Below are 20,220 nucleotides of genomic sequence, written 5' to 3'. Positions count from 1 at the left end.
ATGCTGAGGACAGGCTTTCATTCGGAGAACTATCATGGAAAACATTGCGCTCATTGGTATCGATCTGGGTAAAAACTCTTTCCATATTCATTGCCAGGATCGTCGCGGGAAGGCTGTTTACCGTAAAAAATTTACCCGGCCAAAGTTGATCGAATTTTTGGCGACATGCCCCGCTACAACCATCGCAATGGAAGCCTGTGGCGGTTCTCACTTTATGGCACGCAAGTTGGAAGAGTTGGGGCATTCCCCAAAGCTGATATCACCACAATTTGTCCGCCCGTTCGTTAAAAGCAATAAAAACGACTTTGTCGACGCCGAAGCTATTTGTGAAGCTGCATCGCGTCCGTCTATGCGTTTTGTGCAGCCCAGAACGGAATCTCAGCAGGCAATGCGGGCTCTGCATCGTGTCCGTGAATCCCTGGTTCAGGATAAGGTAAAAACAACCAATCAAATGCATGCTTTTCTGCTGGAATTTGGCATTAGCGTTCCCCGAGGAGCTGCCGTTATTAGCCGACTGAGTACCATTCTTGAGGATAATAGTTTGCCTCTTTACCTCAGCCAGTTATTGCTGAAATTACAACAGCATTATCACTATCTTGTTGAGCAGATTAAAGATTTGGAATCCCAGTTGAAACGAAAGTTGGACGAAGATGAGGTTGGACAGCGCTTGCTGAGCATTCCCTGCGTCGGAACACTGACAGCGAGTACTATTTCAACTGAGATTGGCGACGGGAAGCAGTACGCCAGCAGCCGTGACTTTGCGGCGGCAACAGGGCTTGTACCTCGGCAGTACAGCACGGGAGGTAGGACGACATTGCTGGGAATTAGTAAGCGAGGTAATAAAAAGATCCGAACTTTGTTGGTTCAATGTGCCAGGGTATTCATACAAAAACTGGAACACCAGTCTGGCAAATTGGCCGATTGGGTCAGGGATTTACTGTGCCGGAAAAGCAACTTTGTCGTCACTTGTGCTCTGGCAAACAAGCTGGCCAGAATAGCCTGGGCCCTAACGGCACGACAGCAAACTTATGTAGCATAACGGCAGAAATACACCGGTTTAAAGAATTACTGATCTGGTTTTGCGAATACTGATATTGATGATACTAACGGCCCACCGGCCTGTTGAGGAACCTGTAAAACGGAAAGGCTCATTGAAGCCGTATATTTTCTGGAGGTTCATCAGGCGCGGAACTCATCAAGGCGCGGGAATAAAATCCCATTCAGACGCCGGATAGATTCAAGCAAGCCAACTTGTCGTCAAAATCGGTGTTGCAAAAACGGGAGTGACCATAGATTCCGTTTTAAGATAGCGACTAAATTTTTCCAGTGCTTTCGTATAGTTGGCTTCCACGCCCGCAAGGCTCAACCGCATCTGGCTGATATCTACCTTCGCGAAATCAATGCCCATATTAGTAGTGTCGATAGCCTCAACGTAAGGTGAAGACTGAGCCAACTGTTGCAATTCTTTAAAAGTCTCAATATACAGCACACCGACACCAGGCTGTTCAGCCAGCTCGTTGACTGACAACGAGATGAGTTCTCCGAAGGTTTCACCAGACACAAAATCTGGGTTTATCAGTTGAATGTTTTTCAATCGCTTGATTAATTTCATAAATCGTTCAGGCAATTGAATCGTTTCCAGCGAGGTGGATAAGGCGGGGATCCGCAGACATTCCATCACCGGTTCATCACGCGCTACCTCGGGCTTTTCCTCAAACTCAGTTTCAACATGCCTGATTTCCGCGCCATCTAAGTGAAGCGTCTGCCCGAGGGGGAGCGAAATCTCTACTGCTCGCAGCAAATCTGCAAAATAGACATTTTTCTTCATTGCCATGAATTGCTGCATACTGAGTTTTTCACAGAACTCCCAGGCACTGAGCGTTTCTCCGGCCGTGAGCTGACTTTCTTCGACCAGGTTATGGATGAGTTTATTGAGAGCTCGGTCGAGCTGAAGTTGATCTACAACGATGTCAATTTTTTCCATATTAAAGCGCGTCTTTTAGTTTTTTGAGAAACACGAATGCCGATTGATATTTGTTCTTAATCTGTTCCTGCACATCCGACGGTAATTGCTTAAAGCTGACAAGGTTCAAAGGCTGTCCCCGGTACGTTTCGATCCACGGGCAAACTTCCGCTTCCTGCAACGGCATATCACTCACGTCCTGCGGAGCTGTCACTTTAATTAGGGCACTGACAAGGTTGTCGTAATCTGGCAGAAGCTGTTGAATCTCTTTTTCGCTGAATTCGTACAACGGGTTCACGCCAAAATTCAGTGAAATCGTGTAAAAACTTGGTGCTATATTGTTCCCCCCGATAAAGGTATCGAGAAATTCAATCAGTCTCGTGCGCATGGAAGGAATATCCACGTCTTCATTGAATGCGGCTGCCAGGTAGCTCAAATAAGAGCCGAAATGGGTGGCAATTTGATCAAGGCTAACGTCATCTAACTTTTGTTCTAGTTCTGTAATGGAGGGCAACTCGTCATTTTTTTCGCGATATCGGCGCAACTTATCCAGCAGTACATCGCGGCTATTAAGCTGCATTTTCATCTCTTCCAGCAGAGCCAGTACTTTCGCCGCCTCTGCGCTGAAATGCACCTCCAGCGAAGTGTCATGATAAACCCCGGGCGCGTCCATCTCCTCCGGATCATCAATAGTGCTTTCGTGATACCTTGGCTGCTGTTCAATCTCTTTTGCTAGGCCCTTAACCTCATTCAACCGCTCAAGGGATCCAACAAAATCTAAGACATGAACAAACTCTTTATTTGGCGTTTTGCGCAACCCACGTCCTAACTGTTGTAACCAGATTGTACGTGACCCGGTATAACGCATAAAGATCAACAGGTTGGTTTCTGGAATATCAATACCTTCATTGAACAGGTCGCACACTAAAATGTATTTATAATCCCCTTCCCTGAACAATCGAATATTTTCTCGTCGTTCCTGGTCATACATTTTTGAGTGCACAAGGGTGGCAGTGCCGGGCTCAAAGAACGCTATAAGATGATTCATATGCTGGATATTCCGGCAAAAGATGATCCCTTTTACGTCCTCTATCCCCTGCTCGATCACTGTTTTGTCGATGAGGCGGACAATCTCATGATCCTTTTTATGCAAAAAAAGCAGTTTATCGATATCGGATAGAGAAAGACCGCTCTCAAGCTGGTCGATCTTATCCTGATCCAGATCGTCAAGCAGGACAAGATATTTGGGGAATGCCAGTTTTTTATTTTTGAGTGCCCAAACCAGATCGAATTTACCGATATGCCCATCGGCGCCACCAAAGAAACTCACTACATCGCGGTTATCCGCCCGGTAAGGGGTCGCGGTTAGGCCAATCAGGAGTTGCGGTTGGAAACGCGACACCACCGCAGAATAGGTTTTTGCCAGCGTATGGTGGGCTTCATCGACTATGACGTAATCAAATGCCCCTGCAGATAGCGCATCGAGTTTGCTATAGAGCGTATCAAATGAAGCAAAGACGAAATCAGTCTCTTCGGGATGTGTGCCACCGAAACAGGCAGAAAAACTGTAGTTACCAATACCCAAAACGTTTTTAAATGCAGTAACAGATTGCAGTAAAATCTCAACCTGATGTGCCAGAAATAGCACTCTTGGCCTGCGGCTATTTTGTTGGATTAAGCGCTTAATTAAGTGGGCAACAGTATAGGTTTTGCCTAATCCCGTCGCCATTTCAATCAGCAGTTTTGACTTTCCTGCCGCATGAAGTGCAAGGGCTTCGTTTATCACATCCTGCTGATAAGTTCGCGGCTTAATGTCACGGCCAATCTCGGAATGCTTAATGACCCACAGATTTTGCAACTCATCCCGGTCTATCAACTCAACGCCGAGTCGTAACGCCCGCGCCTTAACTTCAGAGGTAAACCAGGAGTTGGTGACTAAAATTTTATAGGTAACATTTGCCAGCGTGGCGCCGGTAACTAGTTGATTAAGAGCCTTCACATCTACTGTCGTACCCAGTTGGCGCTGTTTCACCTCAATGGCAAACTTTCGTCTCCCTTTCCAGGCGAAAATATCGACCCCGCCATCACCGTGTTTGAATTCTTTGCCTGTTTTGGTAATTTCGGCATCGGTCCATCCTGATGCGACAAACAAATCGCGAACGAAAATTTCAAAGTCCGAAGAGGAAAGTTTATCGATGTCTTTAAATTCTGCGATTAAAGGTTTGTACTGCGGAATTACAGAAACCGTCATAACATCATTATCCTCCATAAAAAAACCTTATTAACTTCATAGCCACATGCTCCCGCGAAATGTAGGGGCGACTTGCCGGAGTGATGTCAGGCTTCCTGCCCTGAACAACGTCCACCAATGTAAACAGGAAATAGAGATTTCTCTCGAACCTGGATAAAGTTGATGTGTGCAATCGAAACAAAGGGTGACCTCCACCTGGAAGCCTGCGCGATTGCTGGCAGTGGTACTGTAAGCATACCCGTTGAGTATTCCGCGTTTTTGACCCTGGCCAGTATCTGAAGATTACAGAAATATAAATCCCTTTGTCGTCAGTACTGGAGTCATACCTAGTCGAACTGTCATGTTTTCATTCCCGATGTTATTGTCAATGTCATAAGTGCGATCCAGCCCCGCAACAATCGACTTATCAGCTAGTTCAGGAACTGTTCTACACCTACTGGCGACAATGTTGGTAATGTTATAAATGGGAATGTACAAATCATATCCACCGGAATAGTACTGACCCTTATGCAGCAGTTGTGGGTCCTGTGTAAAACCCTCAAGATTATCCACGACTTCACGCAACCCCGGGCTGAACTTGAGAATAGCCGCAATTTCTTCTTTTTTCCAAGCCTGAGGTTTGCCATTTAGCAATGGCCGTAAAGCTTTAGCAAGATCGCAGATTGGAATGATGACCTGCTCGCTGTGGCTCAACAATACGGATTGATGGGTGAAGAACACTCGAGTCTCCTGGACATCCCCTTCATGCTGAAAATAATTTCTGATCAACCGGAGAAGCTTAAATTCGGGATAATCGTTGAAATCAATTTCAAAAGCCCTTTTAAAACGGTCATTTACCGTCTGAAGGTTATTGAGAAATGAGATCAATGTATTTCCGTCTCTTATTTCGGTATACCGGAGATCCATTAGCTCGAAACTGCTGTTAAAAAAACGGTCGATAAACGCATAATCTTCCATTATCTCATTCCTTAAAATTAGCCAGTGACTGGGAAATCTGGTAGCTAGGTCTGACCCAGAAGTTCATCAACATACGCCATAATCGACCTGACAAGATTAATGGCGAACCGCGCTTGCGTGGGATGGGCCATGCTTTAGTGGTTGCGAAGATTATTTATGCTATGCAGTATCGAACCGGCCGAACGAAGCATTTTAAACACATCCTCGTTTCTTCCGTCATCAGGAATACTCTTTAGATACGCAGTTATCAGTCCCAGCAACCCGGGGACATTATCATTTGTACTATCTGTAACTATGCCATGGTTCGCGCACATTTGGCGCAAAGATGCATGTAAGGCAGTGTGGACACGATCATATGCCCGCTGCGGCCCATTTTCATCAAGTAGAAGTGCCGCATCTTCCAACGCCTGATAGATGTTCTCATTAACATTTTTGACAGGCGTCGCCGAGACGTTTCGGTGTCCACTCTGATTAACAATGGAGTGAATTTCTTCATAAACGTCATTGGATTTATGTTTTACCAGGTGCTCCACCCTGTCCAGCTTCCATATTTTAGCCAGATTACCAGGGGCTCTGTTCAGGGTATCGCTTAAAGCCGACATGGCCATTCCTTTCAGCTCAGGGTTCTGCCAGTGAACATGTCTGTAGAAGTTGTGGAGTCCCTGTGGGATATCTTCACAATCTGTAATGACAAAAAGCTCCTGCCAGTCGCCTTCGCTAAAATAATCAGCCAGAATTTTGGCCAGTTCGATTTGTGATTTTTTGTTCAACATACTGCTCTCTTGACCTGCCCCCAGGATTAGATACAACCGTCAATTAGTAATGTCGGATTGTTCAGTGCTCAATTTCCCTTTTCGCCATTCATTAATGATTTTCCTTGTATAAGTAATATCGCGGAACTAGTGTTCATTCAGGCATTCATCGCGAAAGCGTCCGTTAAAGCTCTCAATACACCCGTTTTGCGTAGGCTTGCCCAGCTGAATAAGCTGAAGCTCCACACCACGTCCAAAGAACCACGGTTCCAGCGCACGGCAGGTAAACTCAGGCCCCTAATCTGTTCTTATTGTTGCCAGATAGCCATGGAACAACGCAATGCTGCCCAGAATACGCGTTACCTGAACACCCGATATGCTGAACGTCAGACATTCCTTAATGAAATCATCTACACAGGTCAGACACTTGATCCTGCGTCCGGTGACCAGCGCATCCGTGACAAAATCCATCGACTAGGTCAGGTTGGGAGCCGCCGGACGCAGTAGCGACAGATGTTCTGTTGCCAGTCCTTTACGACGTCGTCTGCGTTTTACGCCTAGCCCGCAGAGATGATAACGACGGTACACGCGCTTGTGATTAACATGAAGGCCTTCACTACACCGCTGTTGCCATATGCGCCTGTAGCCGAAACGTCTGCGCTCCAGTGCAAGTTCGTGATACGGCCTGACACTAAAGAGATTGCATCGCATAGAGAAAGCTCGCCATCTGACATAAGGAGGCGTGCTTTCATGATGTTATAACGCTCTAACCAGTCTCTCGACACTCATCAGGTAGTCATTAAGTGAGTGGATCATCCTTTCCAGATGTAAGTTTATTTCGGACTCTCGCCAGCGAGTGTTTGCATAGATGTCTTCCAGCTTCAGTGAAATGCCTTGACCCCGGTGACGTTCTTCAAACTCGGCCTTTTTGATACTAAAGCCTTTGTTACTCATTTCTGAATTAAGGCTGCGGGTTACAAGCGCCAGATTGCCAAAGTTATGCAAAAGGTCATCTGGAATAGAATCCTTGGGCTTCTCAGGATTCTGCGGAGTGATATGCTCTACAGAATTTTTTGCTGTCATCCTGAATCTCTCGACAGTAGATCCGGCTTGTTCTTTAAGCTTGAGATAAAGTACGAACTCCAGTTTATAGAACCAGTAGTGAGGATACTGAGTTCCATTATCAAAGCGCTGGTTAAGGCTTTTGTTCGCATCCAATAACGTTTCTTTATGCCAGGGTTCTGCCAAGTATCTGTGGGTCCTTTCGATCAAAGATGCGTCTGGCTCACTGCACAACAAGTGATTATCCAGATGACAAAGATACAAGAAGGCATTTGATTCACTATGTGCGAGGAGAAAGTTCAGTAATGGCGTTAACCAGTAATGTGTTGTCATCTGTTGAGAGTGATACAGCATGCTCTGAAGCAAAGCAAAATCAGGCTCTGCATCTCTGGACTGACGCTGCAGATAAGCAGAGTTTCGTGCACGACTCCTGTTGATATACAGGCGGCGAATCGCATGTACACGTTCACCTTCAACGCTCACCCATTTGATGATGTGTTTATCGAAGAGGTAGCGAACTTGCCATAACAGCTCAATGAACACCTTAATATCCGTGGGATCAGGCTCAAATTTTAGCCAGTGCATATCAAACAAGGCCAATAAGTCTTTATCTGAAACTTTGCTGATATCACTGGAGAAATAACCAGGGGTTTTCTGAAGGTATATGCGAAGCACATGTTGAAGAAGCATAGAGAACGTGATGATGCTGTTTATTGGATCAGGTGATTCAACATCCTCTAATACGGTTTTCTCATTGGCATCAGACGTAAACGACGTTGCTGCCATTAAAATGGATGCCAAGCCGGTTGGATCACATTCTTCACCAGCCTTTTGCATCCTCAATGCCGCTATGACCGAAACAGGGTCTGCCAGAGCCTCTCGTTCAAAATTGTACAAAGGGTCATTTATGCTTGACTCGTACAACGTAACTAAATCGACTCCAGTGGTACGTCGCAGGTTTCGTTCAAGGTAATCGTTCATGTGTGAGCTGGCATCCCACAACAATCCATAAACCTCTCGCTCGTCTACAGGAAGTTTTTGAAGCAGGCGTGCTTTCAAAATTTCGTGGTGTTGTAACTGAACACCACGATTATTGATTACCTCAAATAAATTATTCAGGTCAGTATTTGACGGCACCTTGGTCAGTACCAGCTTCACGTTATGACGAATGAAACGCGTGAGCTCGAATTTGTTGAGAGTTTTGTTGTTCAACGTTGAATAATTGTGGAAATAGGCACGTATCTCTTCAAGTGCATCCTCCAGTACTTTCGCTTCAGGCAAACTCCCACTTTCGTTACAGTGCAGCTTTTCGAAGAACAGGGTCACCTCAGGTCGAATAGAAAAGCTGATTCGCGGATGTACACCAGTGCCGGTTTCGACCTGACTGTAGTCAGTGAGTAGTTCTTTCAACACCACACTTATCAACCACAATGTTGTGAAACGCTGCTGGCCATCTATAAGATCAAAGACGGGAAAAGAGCGGTTATTCAGTATGATGTTTTCACGTTCAATCACGATCGTATTGCCGAGATAGAAAGTACTTTCACGTGCCTGGCAAGCTGATACCAGGTCATCAAGTAATATATGGATCTGCTCCCTACCCCAGACATATAAGCGCTGGTAAATTGGTATATTGAATAAATAACGTTTTTCTACCACGTCATTAAGCGTAATGATATCTGAGGTGAAATTATTCATGAGGGCACATCTTATCCGGGTTAGCATTCGAACTTGCCTTAAACGGTAAAAGTTCAGTCTTTACCTTTTCGTCCATGTAGGGCGCCTTTTTTACAGAAAGGTTAAGAAGCTCGTAGTAATGCGCGACCGCGGTAACATATATCTCCTGAACCTTACTCCCACTGTTCAAAATTTCTTCCTGCCAGCCATCATTTAATGCATATGCTTTATTGTTCTTTTCTTGATTCAGAAAACAAATTACTTCCTCACACTCATAGGCATGGGCGATGACATCCAGCAGGTTACGTTTTGCGTCCCTGAGAAACCTGACAGGCGTCTCGCGACGAACATCAGCTTGAGTTAGTCGTATTGCGCCCAGGCAGTGGTCCAGATACAGAGCAAAACGTAGCAGCCCATGACTCCCTAGGCGATCAAAATAAGTTAGTAAAGCCAGACGAAACAGATTCTGTAAGTAAGGAGATAATGTGCAAACCACACATTTGTAGAATTTCTGAGTCGCTTTTATCTCCGGTTCAACGGACTCGGAGAACAAAAGCAGTTGTAGCAACGCGGCATATTTTTCCGCATACAGGAAAAAGCCAACTCCACGGCTAATAGGCTGGCGTAACGCAAAAGGCAAGTGTGCAGCTTGGTGACCAAAGTGTTGCGGGGCTGGTGTGAGATAATAATCATTTGATGGCAGTAGCTCGAGATTTTGTCCCCACTGATTGGCTCCTGCAGGATAGAGCGTCACGTGTCCAATCTCGGACTTCCTGCTTTGTTCACCAAAGTGGGTAAGCATTTCTTCCCGATTCGCAAGCTCTTTAACGTCAGAACCTCGCCAGTTTCTTCCACGCCATAAGTAGTAGTGAAACAGGTCATGAGCAAAATCATAACCCTGATTTGCTGTCGTGAAGCCGCCACGTTGCTGCACTTGCTCCCATTTCCTTGCACAAAGGCTTTGCAACTGTTCAACTTGGTTGATGTTGTCGCTCTGAATAGCACGCAGATGGTATGCCTTAAGCAGATCGGTACTCCCCAATGGCACCCCTCGATTATTCTGGGTATCAAAAAAGGTGAAAGCCAAATCTTCATGTTTAACAATAATTACTGTTAAACGCAGGCTGGCAAAAATCGTGTTAAACGAGGCACAAAAGCTCTGGTGTTGCTGAAACCATGACTGCATGACATTTTTAGTTTTTTGCACATTCACAAAAGAGTATGATGATCGGAATTCAAAGTGAATAAATTCTGGCAACGTCCCATTTAACACCCAATGTAGTATCGCAAGCGTCGTAAGTCTTTGCTGTCCGTCAACCACGCAGAACGTATTGCAGTCATTGCTTCGCTTATGGTGTATTAAAATTGCGCCCAGATAATATTCACCGGGTAAATTGGAAGGCTCGGCAGTAATGAACCTGCCGAAATCTTCTAACAACTGAATGACTTTTTCTTCTGTCCATACATAAGCGCGCTGGTAACTGTCCAACACCATACGCGGTGACATTGCTGCAAGTTCAGTGAAACTTGCCAGACGAACCTGCACATCCTCTTTACGGTCATTCGAATTTCCTTCATTCGCTGCATCCTTTGATATGAATGCTGCATCTTTTATCCTAGGCATAGGACCTGCAACGTCTGAAATCAACATGTCCTTACTCGCTTCACTCACTTTCTGAGATATCCTTTTTTAGCGACTCTGCAGTTTGTTCGGATGTAAACAATAAAATCGGTTAATGTCCACTTTTGTATTGGTTGATCATGCTGTAATGCATTCCTATCTTGCACCTACTATGGCTGGTCTCCCTCTCTGACATCAAAATCACCATGCCCATTGAGATTTGCGTGTAGTGGTACACTGGATTTGGAAACGAAAAATACAAGGGTTAAGAAAAAGCCACAACGTATTGGAATGAAAACCGAAATGTTAAAAAAGAGTACCGGGCTCTTGATGTCAGATACTGTAGCCCTTAGGTAAACCCTGCCAGCCTTGACAACGCTACCGCCCTCAGAGACACCATTTCCGATTAAGTATTAGCGCATCTAAATGTTACCTAAGTTGATGGATTATTCAAGAAAACAATCAGATAACCCCTGAAGATTGATGTGTCAGGTTTTCGACTACGATGGGAAAAGTTAAAGTAACGCTTGCTGTAAGAAAATGCCCATAAGATGCGTATTCCCTGCTAGTTCATGAAGTTCTTTGCAGGTGAATTCATCTGTATATTAAATAATACATTTAAAACAATGAGATATGAGAGAGGATTTTATGAACTAGATTTTTACTCAACATAAGTTAAATGCAATTTGGTATTTGCTGGATGCTTAGTTCATACCCCTTAGCTGACGCCGTTCCATCAAATCCTTACCCTTCCCTTATCTGCTACGGTAAAAAGTTTTCGTCAGATGACCCCGAATGCAGATCCCTCTTTAGCCATTCTCAGTTTGGCGGTTCCGGTTGGTACACAGTGATGAAAAACGATAAGGTCAGAGCTGTTGTCGCCTTCGAGTCAGGAAGCCAGGAAGCGGTTTTTTTCATTACTGGAAAAGCTCCCCCTGCTAATCCTGACTGAAAACTGCTGGACATGACTGTCTGCCTTGAGCAAAAGCAGACAGTCACTTTGATTTTCTACCGTAAATTTTTTCTTTTTTTATAATTAATGTATCGGGCTAGATATTTTTGTAACAACTTTATAAGTTAAAGATCTGCCGCAATAACAGATTCCTTTATTTATAATTAGAGGTTTGCAACGTTGTGATAGACTTTTTGAACATCATCGTCATCTTCAAGGGCATCAACGAGTCCTGCAAAGATTTCTAAATCTTCTGGTGAAAGTTCAACTTCTGATTGAGCAATCATTTCTAATTCTGTTGTTGAGAATTCATTAATCCCTGCGGCTTTCAGGGCTGCAATTCCTTTATGAAGGTCTGTAGATTCAGTATAAATAACGATGTTTCCCTCTTCTTCGGTTACATCGCGAACATCTACATCAGCATTAAGCAAAATTTCAAAAATATGGTCAGGATCTGTTCCTGCAAATACAATCACCCCGGTATTGTCAAACATATAGCTGACAGCACCTGCTGCTCCGATATTCCCGCCTTTTTTATTGAAAATTGAGCGGACATTAGCAATCGTACGGTTAACATTTGACGTCAACGTTTCAGCGATAATCAGTGAACCACTTGGACCAAAGCCTTCGTAACGCCCTTGCACGAACGTTTCATCGCTGCCGCCTTTGGCTTTATCAATTGCTTTATCAATAACGTGTTTAGGAACCTGTGCTTGTTTCGCACGTTCAATAACGAATTTTAAAGCTGAGTTTGATTCTGGGTCTGGTTCACCTTGTTTGGCAGCAGCATAGATTTCTACACCGAATTTTGCATATATATTAGACGTTGCACCGTCTTTAGCAGTTTTTTTAGCAACAATATTTGCCCATTTACGTCCCACTGGAATAGTCTCCTCAGAAATTCATTTACATTACACGCAGATTAATAACCTGCGAATTTTTCCGCGATATTATATCATGATATGTAAACTCTCGTCCATGAAAAACAAAATACCCATGTTTTACTAAATGTTACTTTAATTTTATCAATAGTTAACATTATGGATATGTTATTTTCGGTTTTTTTAGATCTTTTGTTTTTTTATTTTAATAGTCGAATGACAGCGATAATACATAAATAAAGAGAAGCTGGAGTAACAATCCAGGTATAAATACCCACTTAAGATTAATGAACGCATCTAATCCAGATCTTTTCTTCAGCAATGTTTGGCTGATGTTTACTTCTTAATCATGAAAGCCTGAGGAACAGATGCCATTGCTGGTCGCCCCGCTTTCTTGTAACCTTCTTCCCGTTGCACTACTGACAAAATCTGGAACCACTGAACTGGACTTCATATGAATGCTCATATTTCTAAAGACCCTTTACATGGCGTAACGCTTGAAATGCAGGTCAATGTACTGGTTGATCGTTATGGTTGGGCTGAGCTGGCGCAACGCATTAATATCAACTGTTTTAAAAATGAGCCGAGTGTTAAATCCAGTCTGAAGTTTCTGCGCCGCACGCCGTGGGCGCGGGCAGAAGTTGAAGCGCTGTACCTGGATTCACTGCATGATCTGGCCTCAAATAACACCACCGAACCGGCGTTCGATCCCTGGGCTAACAGCCGCAACAAGAAGAATTAAGAGCAAAATCTGATGTCAGCATCCGGTTTTATTTCAGCAAATTATCAGAAAAAACTGGCGAATATTCTCGCCCGTTCCCGAGCCAGGCTGCCGCGTACCAACAAGACATGGTTCGCGCTGCTCGTAGGCAGTATGTTGCTACTTGGCAGTTGTTCTTCACAGCCGCCCGGTTCAAAAATCACCCCACTGCCCCCGGTGGGCAAACCACAGCAGACCAAGGAGCCGGTGCGCGGTATCTGGCTGGCAACGGTTTCGCGTCTTGACTGGCCGCCGATTTCATCCGTCAACATCAGCTCGCCTGCCGTTCGTATCAGCCAGCAGCAAAAGGCGCTGACTGACAAGCTGGATAATCTGAAACGTCTTGGTATTAACACCGTTTTTTTCCAGGTGAAGCCCGATGCCACTGCGCTGTGGCAATCTACAATCTTGCCGTGGTCAGATACCCTGACCGGTAAAATTGGTCAGGATCCGGGTTACGATCCGTTACGGTTTATGCTCGATGAAGCGCATAAACGCGGAATGAAAGTCCATGCCTGGTTTAACCCCTACCGCGTGTCCGTTAACACTAAACCGGCAACGGTTACCGAATTAAACAACACGCTGTCACAGACGCCTTCCAGCGTTTATGTCTTGCATCGGGACTGGATCCGTACCTCGGGCGAGCGTTTTGTGTTAGATCCCGGTATTCCCGAAGTGCGTGACTGGATAACCAGTATCGTGGCGGAAGTGGTTGAGAATTACCCGGTTGACGGCGTGCAATTCGATGATTACTTCTATACCGAGTCTCCCGGCTCTGCGCTCAACGACAGCCAGACCTTCAGAAGATACGGCCAGGGATTTGTCTCCAAAGCTGACTGGCGGCGCGATAACACGCAACGCCTGATCGCTCAGGTTTCACGAACCATTAAGAAACTCAAACCTGAAGTTGAATTTGGCGTCAGCCCTGCGGGCGTGTGGCGCAACCGTTCGCACGATCCGGCGGGCTCCGACACGCGCGGCGCGGCAGCCTATGATGAATCGTATGCGGACACCCGCCGCTGGGTGCAACAAGGCTTGCTGGACTACATCGCCCCGCAGCTGTACTGGCCTTTTGCCCGCGATGCGGCGCGTTACGATGTGTTGGCGAAATGGTGGGCAGATGTCGTCAAATCAACCAACACCCGCCTGTATATTGGGGTGGCGTTGTACAAAGTCGGTGAGCCGTCGCGAAAAGAACCTGACTGGACGGTCAAAGGCGGTGTGCCGGAGCTGAAAAAACAGCTCGATCTGAACGAGTCTGAACCGCACATTAACGGCACAATTTTGTTTCGCGAAGATTACCTTAATCAGCCGCAAACGCAGGAAGCCGTGACCTATATTCGCAGTCGTTGGGGGCGTTAATGGTCGTCCGAATTAGATTTATAACGCAAGAGCGCCCGGTAATACGGACGCTCTTAACCGATCCATCAGGCAACTGAAGGCTCAGGCAATCTGAATGATGAGACCAGCATCGCCAGCTGTTCCGCCTCCTCTTTCAGCGCCTGCGTTCGCGCGGCGGCATCATCTATTAACGAGGCGTTTTGCTGAACGGTGCTGTCCATTTCGGTAACGGCCAGCGTAACTTCGGAAACGCCCTTGCGTTGTTCTTCACCCGCAACGCGTATTTCCCCCATTAACTGACGTACCTGACGTACATTACTGACCAGTTCTCCCAGACGTTCGCCCGCATTGTGAATTTGCTGGCTTCCGCTACCTACATGAGAAACGGATTCATCGATCAATGCTTTTATTTCCTGCGCGGCGGTGGCGCTGCGCTGGGCCAGCGTGCGCACTTCGGAGGCCACAACGGCAAACCCTCTCCCGGCATCACCTGCTCTGGCGGCTTCAACCGCGGCATTCAGGGCGAGAATATTGGTCTGGAACGCAATGCTGTCGATAACCGCGACAATTTCCACCATTCTGCCGGATGAGGCACTGACGTTATCCATTGTAGAGATAACACCCTGCATAACATCGCCGCAGCGGTTGGCCGTTTGCGCGGTGCTATCAGAGAGTTCATCCGCCAGTTGTGTATTACTGGCATTTTGATGAACGGTCGCATTTAACTGTTCCATTGCCGCCGAACTCTCTTCCAGCGCAGCGGCCTGTTGCGTCACGCGAGATGAAAGTTCCATATTACTGTCTGCCAGGCTGACAGCGTTATTCGCCACCACTACGCTACTGCTTCTGACAGTGATCAGAATGGCTGAGATTTTATCGACGAACAGGTTAAACGCTTCGGCGATAGCGGAAATCTCATCTTTGCCACGCACATCCAGGCGACGGGTAAGATCGCCTTCTCCCTGCGCAATGTCATCAAGAGCCTGACGGGTATCATCGAGACGTGAAATCAGTCGGCGAACCACCAGCCAGGATCCCACCAGCAACAGGGTCATGATCGGGATCAACACTTCCAGCACGTCCTGCATCATCACTTTGGCAAGGCCGACGATACGCGATTCAGGCGTCGCAAGACCAACAACCCAACCGGTATCAGCCATCGGGAACAGCATTACCCGTGAAGCCGAATTCAGGACGTTATCATTTGCAAGCGTAATCGTTTTCACCCCGTCCGCTGGGCGCAGAGATTTCAGACCGTTTTCCACCGGGATAAGCCATTGCGCGCTTTGCGCCAGATCGTTAATGGTTTTATATTTCGCCAGATCGGCCTGCGGGAAATAGAGGATTTGTCCCTGCTTGTCCACCACAAACGCGTAACCACCGGTGCTGTTTCCCTGTTGCTGCATGAAAGTGGCGACGTTATCCAGGCGAATATCGGTGGTGGCGACACCGGCAAACTTGCCCGCCAGTTGATAAGGTACGCTGCACGTCACCATGTTGACGCCTGAACTGGTGTCCTGGTAGACATCAGACCATAAGCAACTGTTTTGTGAATGCCCTTTAGCATGCTGATACCAGTTTTCATTGTGGTATCCGCTTGATCCTTCGACGTTATAGTCGTTGGAATACACCAGTTTACCTTCAGCATTACGCGCCCAGAAAAAGCTTCTTTTCTCCACACCTGCGGTGAAAGCGTCTGGTTCTGGCCAGATGCCGCCGCCGGTAATAATCGAATCTTTATCTTCACCAATCAGATGCGGAACGACGCTTTGGTAAAGAGATTCATCATTTGGCAGCACCTCAGCCAGTCGTGACAAGCTGACGGTCTCACCTTCAATTCGGGACAATACGGTACTCAACTGGCGGGTTAAACCTTGCCCTGTTTCTTCGATCAGGGCGGTGTTGATTTCAACGACGCGCGGTTGACCACGCCAGAGCATAATCACCACAATAACAAGGGTCGTGACTGCAAGCAGCAGAATGCCGCCGATGGTTAAACGCGTTGAAATACGAGTAGGATACCAGGCCATACAAACTCCTTCTGCAAAAGGCTAACTTTTATCCAGTATCGGCACAGGCGTTTATATCTTTATAAATTTTTCTTAAGTATCACAAAATAAATATGTGACATTGTCACAAATAGCAAAACCCAGCACTTTGGCTGGGTTTTAATAATGACTTAATCTTATTTGGATAATTCTTTTTTGATTTCGTCTTTTATTTTACTTAATTCGCTCTGCGGATGTTTTTTACAAAGTTCAACGGTCAGAGGAACTGCAGTAGTCACGGTTTCGTTATAGTCTACGTAATCGCCACCCTTGAAATCTTCATCTTCATTGAGCACCCAGAAAGCCACCGGGGCCATAGTTTGCGGGTTCAAATCAATAAACTCCTGGCAATTCATGCCTTTTGGAGTCACTTCAGTTTTAGCGTTATCAGTTGCTGCATTGACGCTGACACTGGTTAACAGCGCTGCGACCAGAATACCTGCTGTAGAAAGGGAGAATTTATTCATTGTAGTACTCCATTTATAATATAAATAATATCTACACTTGCGCTTCAAACCGTTAATGTAGTTCGCAAAAAATAATACCCCTAACGTCATAAGAATAAAGATTGCCACCATTGATATGGCTGAAATTTATATTTCACATTACTGATTCTGATGTCTGGGCGTAAAACGTGGCCACAATGTGATCGTTCCGACGAAATCAGCAGATTCATACCCCTCTTCCCCTGTCGCTGCACCAAAACTGAACTACGCTGCACAAATGTTGATCATTAGTTAACGGATATGGGCTGATTTTTAACAAAAATGGTCAGCGTGCCGCTGTTACCAACATGGCACGCGTCCTGCATTGTTAATTTGCTAACAGTGAACCGTACTCTGACAAACAATTAACAGCGAGAAGGTAATGACAGCGAAACCGGAGTTATTTACCCGTATAGAGCAGACCTTTAGCCAACTGACGCCCAGCGAAAAGCGCGTGGCCGGGTGGCTGTTAGCCCATGCTGTGCAGATCCCTTTTGAAACCGCGGATGGTATTGCTAAAGCGACCGGAACCAGCGGCATTACCGTTGGACGCTATCTGCGTAAACTGGGCTTTCGCAATCTGGAAGATGCAAAAGCCAGCCTGCGGGAGCTACCCGTCGTCGCCTATCAACCCTGGGGGATGAACGAGCGGTTGGACTCCTGGCACCAGCAACAAAGCCTGCCAGATCGCGCGCAGCAGTCGCTGTTACTGGAAATCGACGCCATTACCTATGTCTATCAACTCGCGCAAGGCGAAACGTTTTTACGCATAGCGCAGCGGCTGGCGCATGCGGAAGCCGTGTATATCCTTGGGATCCAGTCCACCCGCGGGATCGCTAACGCCTTTTTCAGTCACCTGGAATACCTGCGGCCTAAAGTCAGCTACTCCGAAGGGCTTTCCGGCAGTTGGGTCGAGTCGCTGAATTCAGGATTCACCCAGCCTTACGTGGTGATCACCGATATGCGCGCCTATTCCGCAATCTCGCGACAATATTGCCGCGTTGCCACAGAACGCTGCATTCCGCTGGCGTTAATCACCGATGTGTGGTGCCCGTGGGCCAGAGACTATTCCATTGACTTACTTCAGGTGAAAACTGACACCGGACATTTCTGGGACTCACTGGCTCCAGTGAGCTGTCTGTTCAACTTATTACTCTCTGCGGTGGTGGCACAACTGGGTGACTCCCTCGCAGAACGCCTGCAAACCAATCGCCAGTTACAACAACAATTTGGTCAATTCGAACAATAAACAGGAAACGTGCTATGTCAGAAACCCCAGAACTGGTCGATCTGTCGGTGATATTCCCGTCGCTGCATATCGATCTTAAATACGCTACGGCAGACAACATTACCGGCGCCCCTATCTACCGGGAAGCTCGTTGCCTGTTGCACACCGAGGCGGTCACTGCGCTGGCGAAAAGCATCAGTATTGCGCAACTGGCGGGCCTGAAACTTGTGGTATACGACGCGTATCGCCCGCAGCAGGCGCAGGCGGTGCTGTGGAATGCGTGTCCGGATCCTCAGTATGTTGTCGATGTAGCGATAGGATCTAATCACAGCCGCGGGACGGCCATTGACGTTACGCTAATGGACGATCGTGGCAATCTTCTCGATATGGGCGCGGGCTTTGATGAGATGCACGACCGTTCCCATGCCTGGCACCCTTCTGTTCCTCCGGCTGCGCAGCGCAACCGCCTGCTGCTCAATGCCATTATGTTTGGCGGCGGTTTTGTCGGTATCACCAGCGAGTGGTGGCATTTTGAATTACCTGATGCCGCCCGCTATCCGCTGCTTGACGATCAGATAGATTGTTACACTGTCACACCCATAACAACACAACATTCCCTTTAATTCTGGAGCCTGGTTATGAAGACTACACTTGCGTTAAACGCGTTTTTTCGCCCCGCTCTGATAGCCGTTGCGCTGGCGTTTGCCCTGCCCGCTGCGCAGGCCGCCGTTCCCAAAGATATGCTGGTGATCGGCAAAGCTGCCGACCCGCAGACGCTCGATCCCGCCGTGACCATCGATAACAACGACTGGACGGTCACCTATCCCTCTTATCAGCGGCTGGTTCAGTACAAAACGGATGGCGGTAAAGGCTCCACGGAAGTTGAAGGCGATTTGGCCAGCGGCTGGAAGGCCTCTGACGACCAGAAAGAGTGGACGTTTATCCTGAAAAACGATGCCAAATTCGCCGACGGAACGCCGGTGACGGCTGATGCGGTAAAGCAATCTTTTGAACGCCTGCTCAAAATCGGCCAGGGGCCTGCAGAAGCGTTCCCGAAAGATCTGAAGGTCGAGGCTATCGATAACAATACGGTGAAGTTTACCCTCAGCCAGCCATTTGCGCCGTTCCTGTATACGCTGGCCAATGACGGGGCTTCAATTATTAACCCGGCCGTCTTAAAAGATCATGCCGCAGACGATGCCCGCGGATTCCTGGCGCAGAACACGGCAGGCTCCGGTCCCTTCATGCTCAAAAGCTGGCAAAAGGGACAGCAGTTGGTACTGGTTCCTAACCCATATTATGCCGGTGCAAAACCGGCGTTTAAGCGGGTTTCGGTAAAAATCATCGGTGAAAGCGCCTCTCGCCGTCTGCAATTGTCGCGGGGTGATATCGACATTGCCGATGCGCTTCCGGTTGACCAGCTTGCCGCCTTAAAACAGGAAGGCAAAGTTAACGTGGCGGATTATCCCTCGTTGCGCGTGACCTATCTGTATCTGAATAACAGTAAAGCGCCGCTCAATCAGGTGGATTTACGCCGCGCCATCTCGTGGGCCACCGATTATAAAGGCATGGTAAACGGGATCCTGAGCGGCAACGGTAAGCAAATGCGGGGTCCGATCCCTGAAGGCATGTGGGGTTTTGACGACAAGGCCATGCAGTACAGTTTCGATGAAGCCAAAGCGAAAGCGGCGTGGGACAACGTTGCCACCAAACCTGACAGCCTGAGCTTCCTGTACTCGGATAATGACCCCAACTGGGAACCTATCGCGCTCGCGACCCAGGCAAGCCTTGGCAAACTGGGCATTAAGGTGAAGCTGGAAAAACTGGCGAACGCCACCATGCGTGACCGCGTGGGCAAAGGAGATTACGACATTGCCATTGGCAACTGGAGCCCAGATTTCGCCGATCCGTACATGTTTATGAACTACTGGTTTGAGTCAGATAAGAAAGGCTTGCCGGGTAACCGTTCGTTCTATGAAAACGGTGAGGTCGATAAGCTGCTGCGTAGCGCGCTGGCCACGACCGATCAGGTTGCCAGAACCAATGACTACCAACAGGCGCAAACTATCGTGATTGATGAAGCCGCCTACGTCTATTTATTCCAAAAAAACTATCAGTTGGCGATGAACAAAGACGTCAAAGGATTTGTATTCAACCCCATGCTGGAACAGGTCTTCAATATCTCCACCATGAGTAAATAAGCCACGTTAATGCGGAGCCGCTCTGGCTCCGCAAGGGGAAG

Annotated in this window: 15 protein-coding genes and 1 pseudogene; 6 read left to right on the top strand and 10 right to left on the bottom strand. The window is 47.1% G+C overall.

The window, feature by feature from the left end:
• Positions 1-34 precede the first annotated feature (34 nt).
• Positions 35-1,039, top strand: coding sequence for an IS110-like element IS4321 family transposase (locus HV345_RS12275; RefSeq protein WP_000427623.1), 1,005 nt, complete (start codon positions 35-37; stop codon positions 1,037-1,039).
• A 198-nt stretch (positions 1,040-1,237) separates the two neighbouring features.
• On the opposite strand, the gene HV345_RS12270 is transcribed toward HV345_RS12275, so the two are convergent.
• The 8 genes and pseudogenes from HV345_RS12270 to HV345_RS12235 form a co-directional block, all read right to left on the bottom strand.
• Positions 1,238-1,984 carry a hypothetical protein gene (locus HV345_RS12270; RefSeq protein ID WP_255467541.1) on the bottom strand — a complete coding sequence of 249 codons (747 nt, stop codon included), beginning with the start codon at positions 1,982-1,984 and terminating at the stop codon, positions 1,238-1,240.
• A 1-nt stretch (position 1,985) separates the two neighbouring features.
• Entirely contained in the window at positions 1,986-4,214 is a 2,229-nt protein-coding gene (locus tag HV345_RS12265) for a DEAD/DEAH box helicase family protein (RefSeq protein WP_181635603.1), read from the bottom strand.
• 282 nt (positions 4,215-4,496) lie between these two features.
• Entirely contained in the window at positions 4,497-5,171 is a 675-nt protein-coding gene (locus tag HV345_RS12260; protein WP_181635602.1) for a hypothetical protein, read from the bottom strand.
• Positions 5,172-5,305: 134 nt separating this feature from the next.
• Positions 5,306-5,944: an abortive phage infection protein gene (locus HV345_RS12255; protein WP_255467539.1), complete on the bottom strand. Its 639-nt coding sequence runs from the start codon at positions 5,942-5,944 to the stop codon at positions 5,306-5,308.
• Between the two features lie 39 nt (positions 5,945-5,983).
• Positions 5,984-6,598, bottom strand: a pseudogene (locus tag HV345_RS12250) (integrase core domain-containing protein); the annotation flags it as partial.
• A gap of 81 nt (positions 6,599-6,679) precedes the next feature.
• Positions 6,680-8,683 carry a DUF262 domain-containing protein gene (locus HV345_RS12245; RefSeq protein WP_181635601.1) on the bottom strand — a complete coding sequence of 668 codons (2,004 nt, stop codon included), beginning with the start codon at positions 8,681-8,683 and terminating at the stop codon, positions 6,680-6,682.
• A complete protein-coding gene (locus HV345_RS12240) occupies positions 8,676-10,334 on the bottom strand; it encodes a DUF262 domain-containing protein (protein ID WP_220132116.1) in 1,659 nt (552 codons plus the stop codon). Before HV345_RS12240 ends, HV345_RS12245 begins: the two co-directional genes overlap by 8 nt.
• 1,065 nt (positions 10,335-11,399) lie before the next feature.
• On the bottom strand, positions 11,400-12,116 hold the full coding sequence (locus HV345_RS12235) for a YebC/PmpR family DNA-binding transcriptional regulator (RefSeq protein WP_046276377.1): 717 nt from the start codon (positions 12,114-12,116) through the stop codon (positions 11,400-11,402).
• A 454-nt stretch (positions 12,117-12,570) separates the two neighbouring features.
• Here HV345_RS12235 and HV345_RS12230 point away from each other — a divergent pair, with 454 nt between their 5' ends.
• Entirely contained in the window at positions 12,571-12,858 is a 288-nt protein-coding gene (locus tag HV345_RS12230; RefSeq protein ID WP_181635600.1) for a VF530 family DNA-binding protein, read from the top strand.
• A 12-nt stretch (positions 12,859-12,870) separates the two neighbouring features.
• A complete protein-coding gene (locus HV345_RS12225; RefSeq protein ID WP_181635599.1) occupies positions 12,871-14,238 on the top strand; it encodes a glycoside hydrolase family 10 protein in 1,368 nt (455 codons plus the stop codon).
• Positions 14,239-14,303: 65 nt separating this feature from the next.
• On the opposite strand, the gene HV345_RS12220 is transcribed toward HV345_RS12225, so the two are convergent.
• Both HV345_RS12220 and hdeB read right to left on the bottom strand, forming a co-directional pair.
• Positions 14,304-16,247 (bottom strand): methyl-accepting chemotaxis protein, encoded by a 1,944-nt coding sequence (locus tag HV345_RS12220; protein ID WP_181635598.1) that lies wholly within the window; start codon positions 16,245-16,247, stop codon positions 14,304-14,306.
• A 155-nt stretch (positions 16,248-16,402) separates the two neighbouring features.
• Positions 16,403-16,732: an acid-activated periplasmic chaperone HdeB gene (hdeB, locus tag HV345_RS12215; protein WP_003019999.1), complete on the bottom strand. Its 330-nt coding sequence runs from the start codon at positions 16,730-16,732 to the stop codon at positions 16,403-16,405.
• Positions 16,733-17,132: 400 nt separating this feature from the next.
• On the opposite strand from hdeB, the gene HV345_RS12210 reads away from it, so the two are divergent.
• Genes HV345_RS12210 through HV345_RS12200 form a run of 3 tightly spaced genes read left to right on the top strand, consistent with a single transcriptional unit; the run spans position 17,133 to position 20,179 of the window.
• Positions 17,133-17,999: a MurR/RpiR family transcriptional regulator gene (locus tag HV345_RS12210; RefSeq protein WP_016156533.1), complete on the top strand. Its 867-nt coding sequence runs from the start codon at positions 17,133-17,135 to the stop codon at positions 17,997-17,999.
• A 14-nt stretch (positions 18,000-18,013) separates the two neighbouring features.
• Complete coding sequence (ddpX, locus tag HV345_RS12205) at positions 18,014-18,601, top strand: D-alanyl-D-alanine dipeptidase (RefSeq protein WP_016156534.1); 588 nt, start codon at positions 18,014-18,016, stop codon at positions 18,599-18,601.
• Between the two features lie 15 nt (positions 18,602-18,616).
• A complete protein-coding gene (locus tag HV345_RS12200) occupies positions 18,617-20,179 on the top strand; it encodes an ABC transporter substrate-binding protein (RefSeq protein ID WP_181635597.1) in 1,563 nt (520 codons plus the stop codon).
• Positions 20,180-20,220 lie beyond the last annotated feature (41 nt).

The organism is Citrobacter sp. RHBSTW-00986 (assembly GCF_013783065.1).
Lineage (GTDB): Bacteria > Pseudomonadota > Gammaproteobacteria > Enterobacterales > Enterobacteriaceae > Citrobacter > Citrobacter braakii.
The sequence above is the reverse complement of the archived record's forward strand: the minus strand, read 5'-3'. Positions and strand labels throughout refer to the sequence as shown.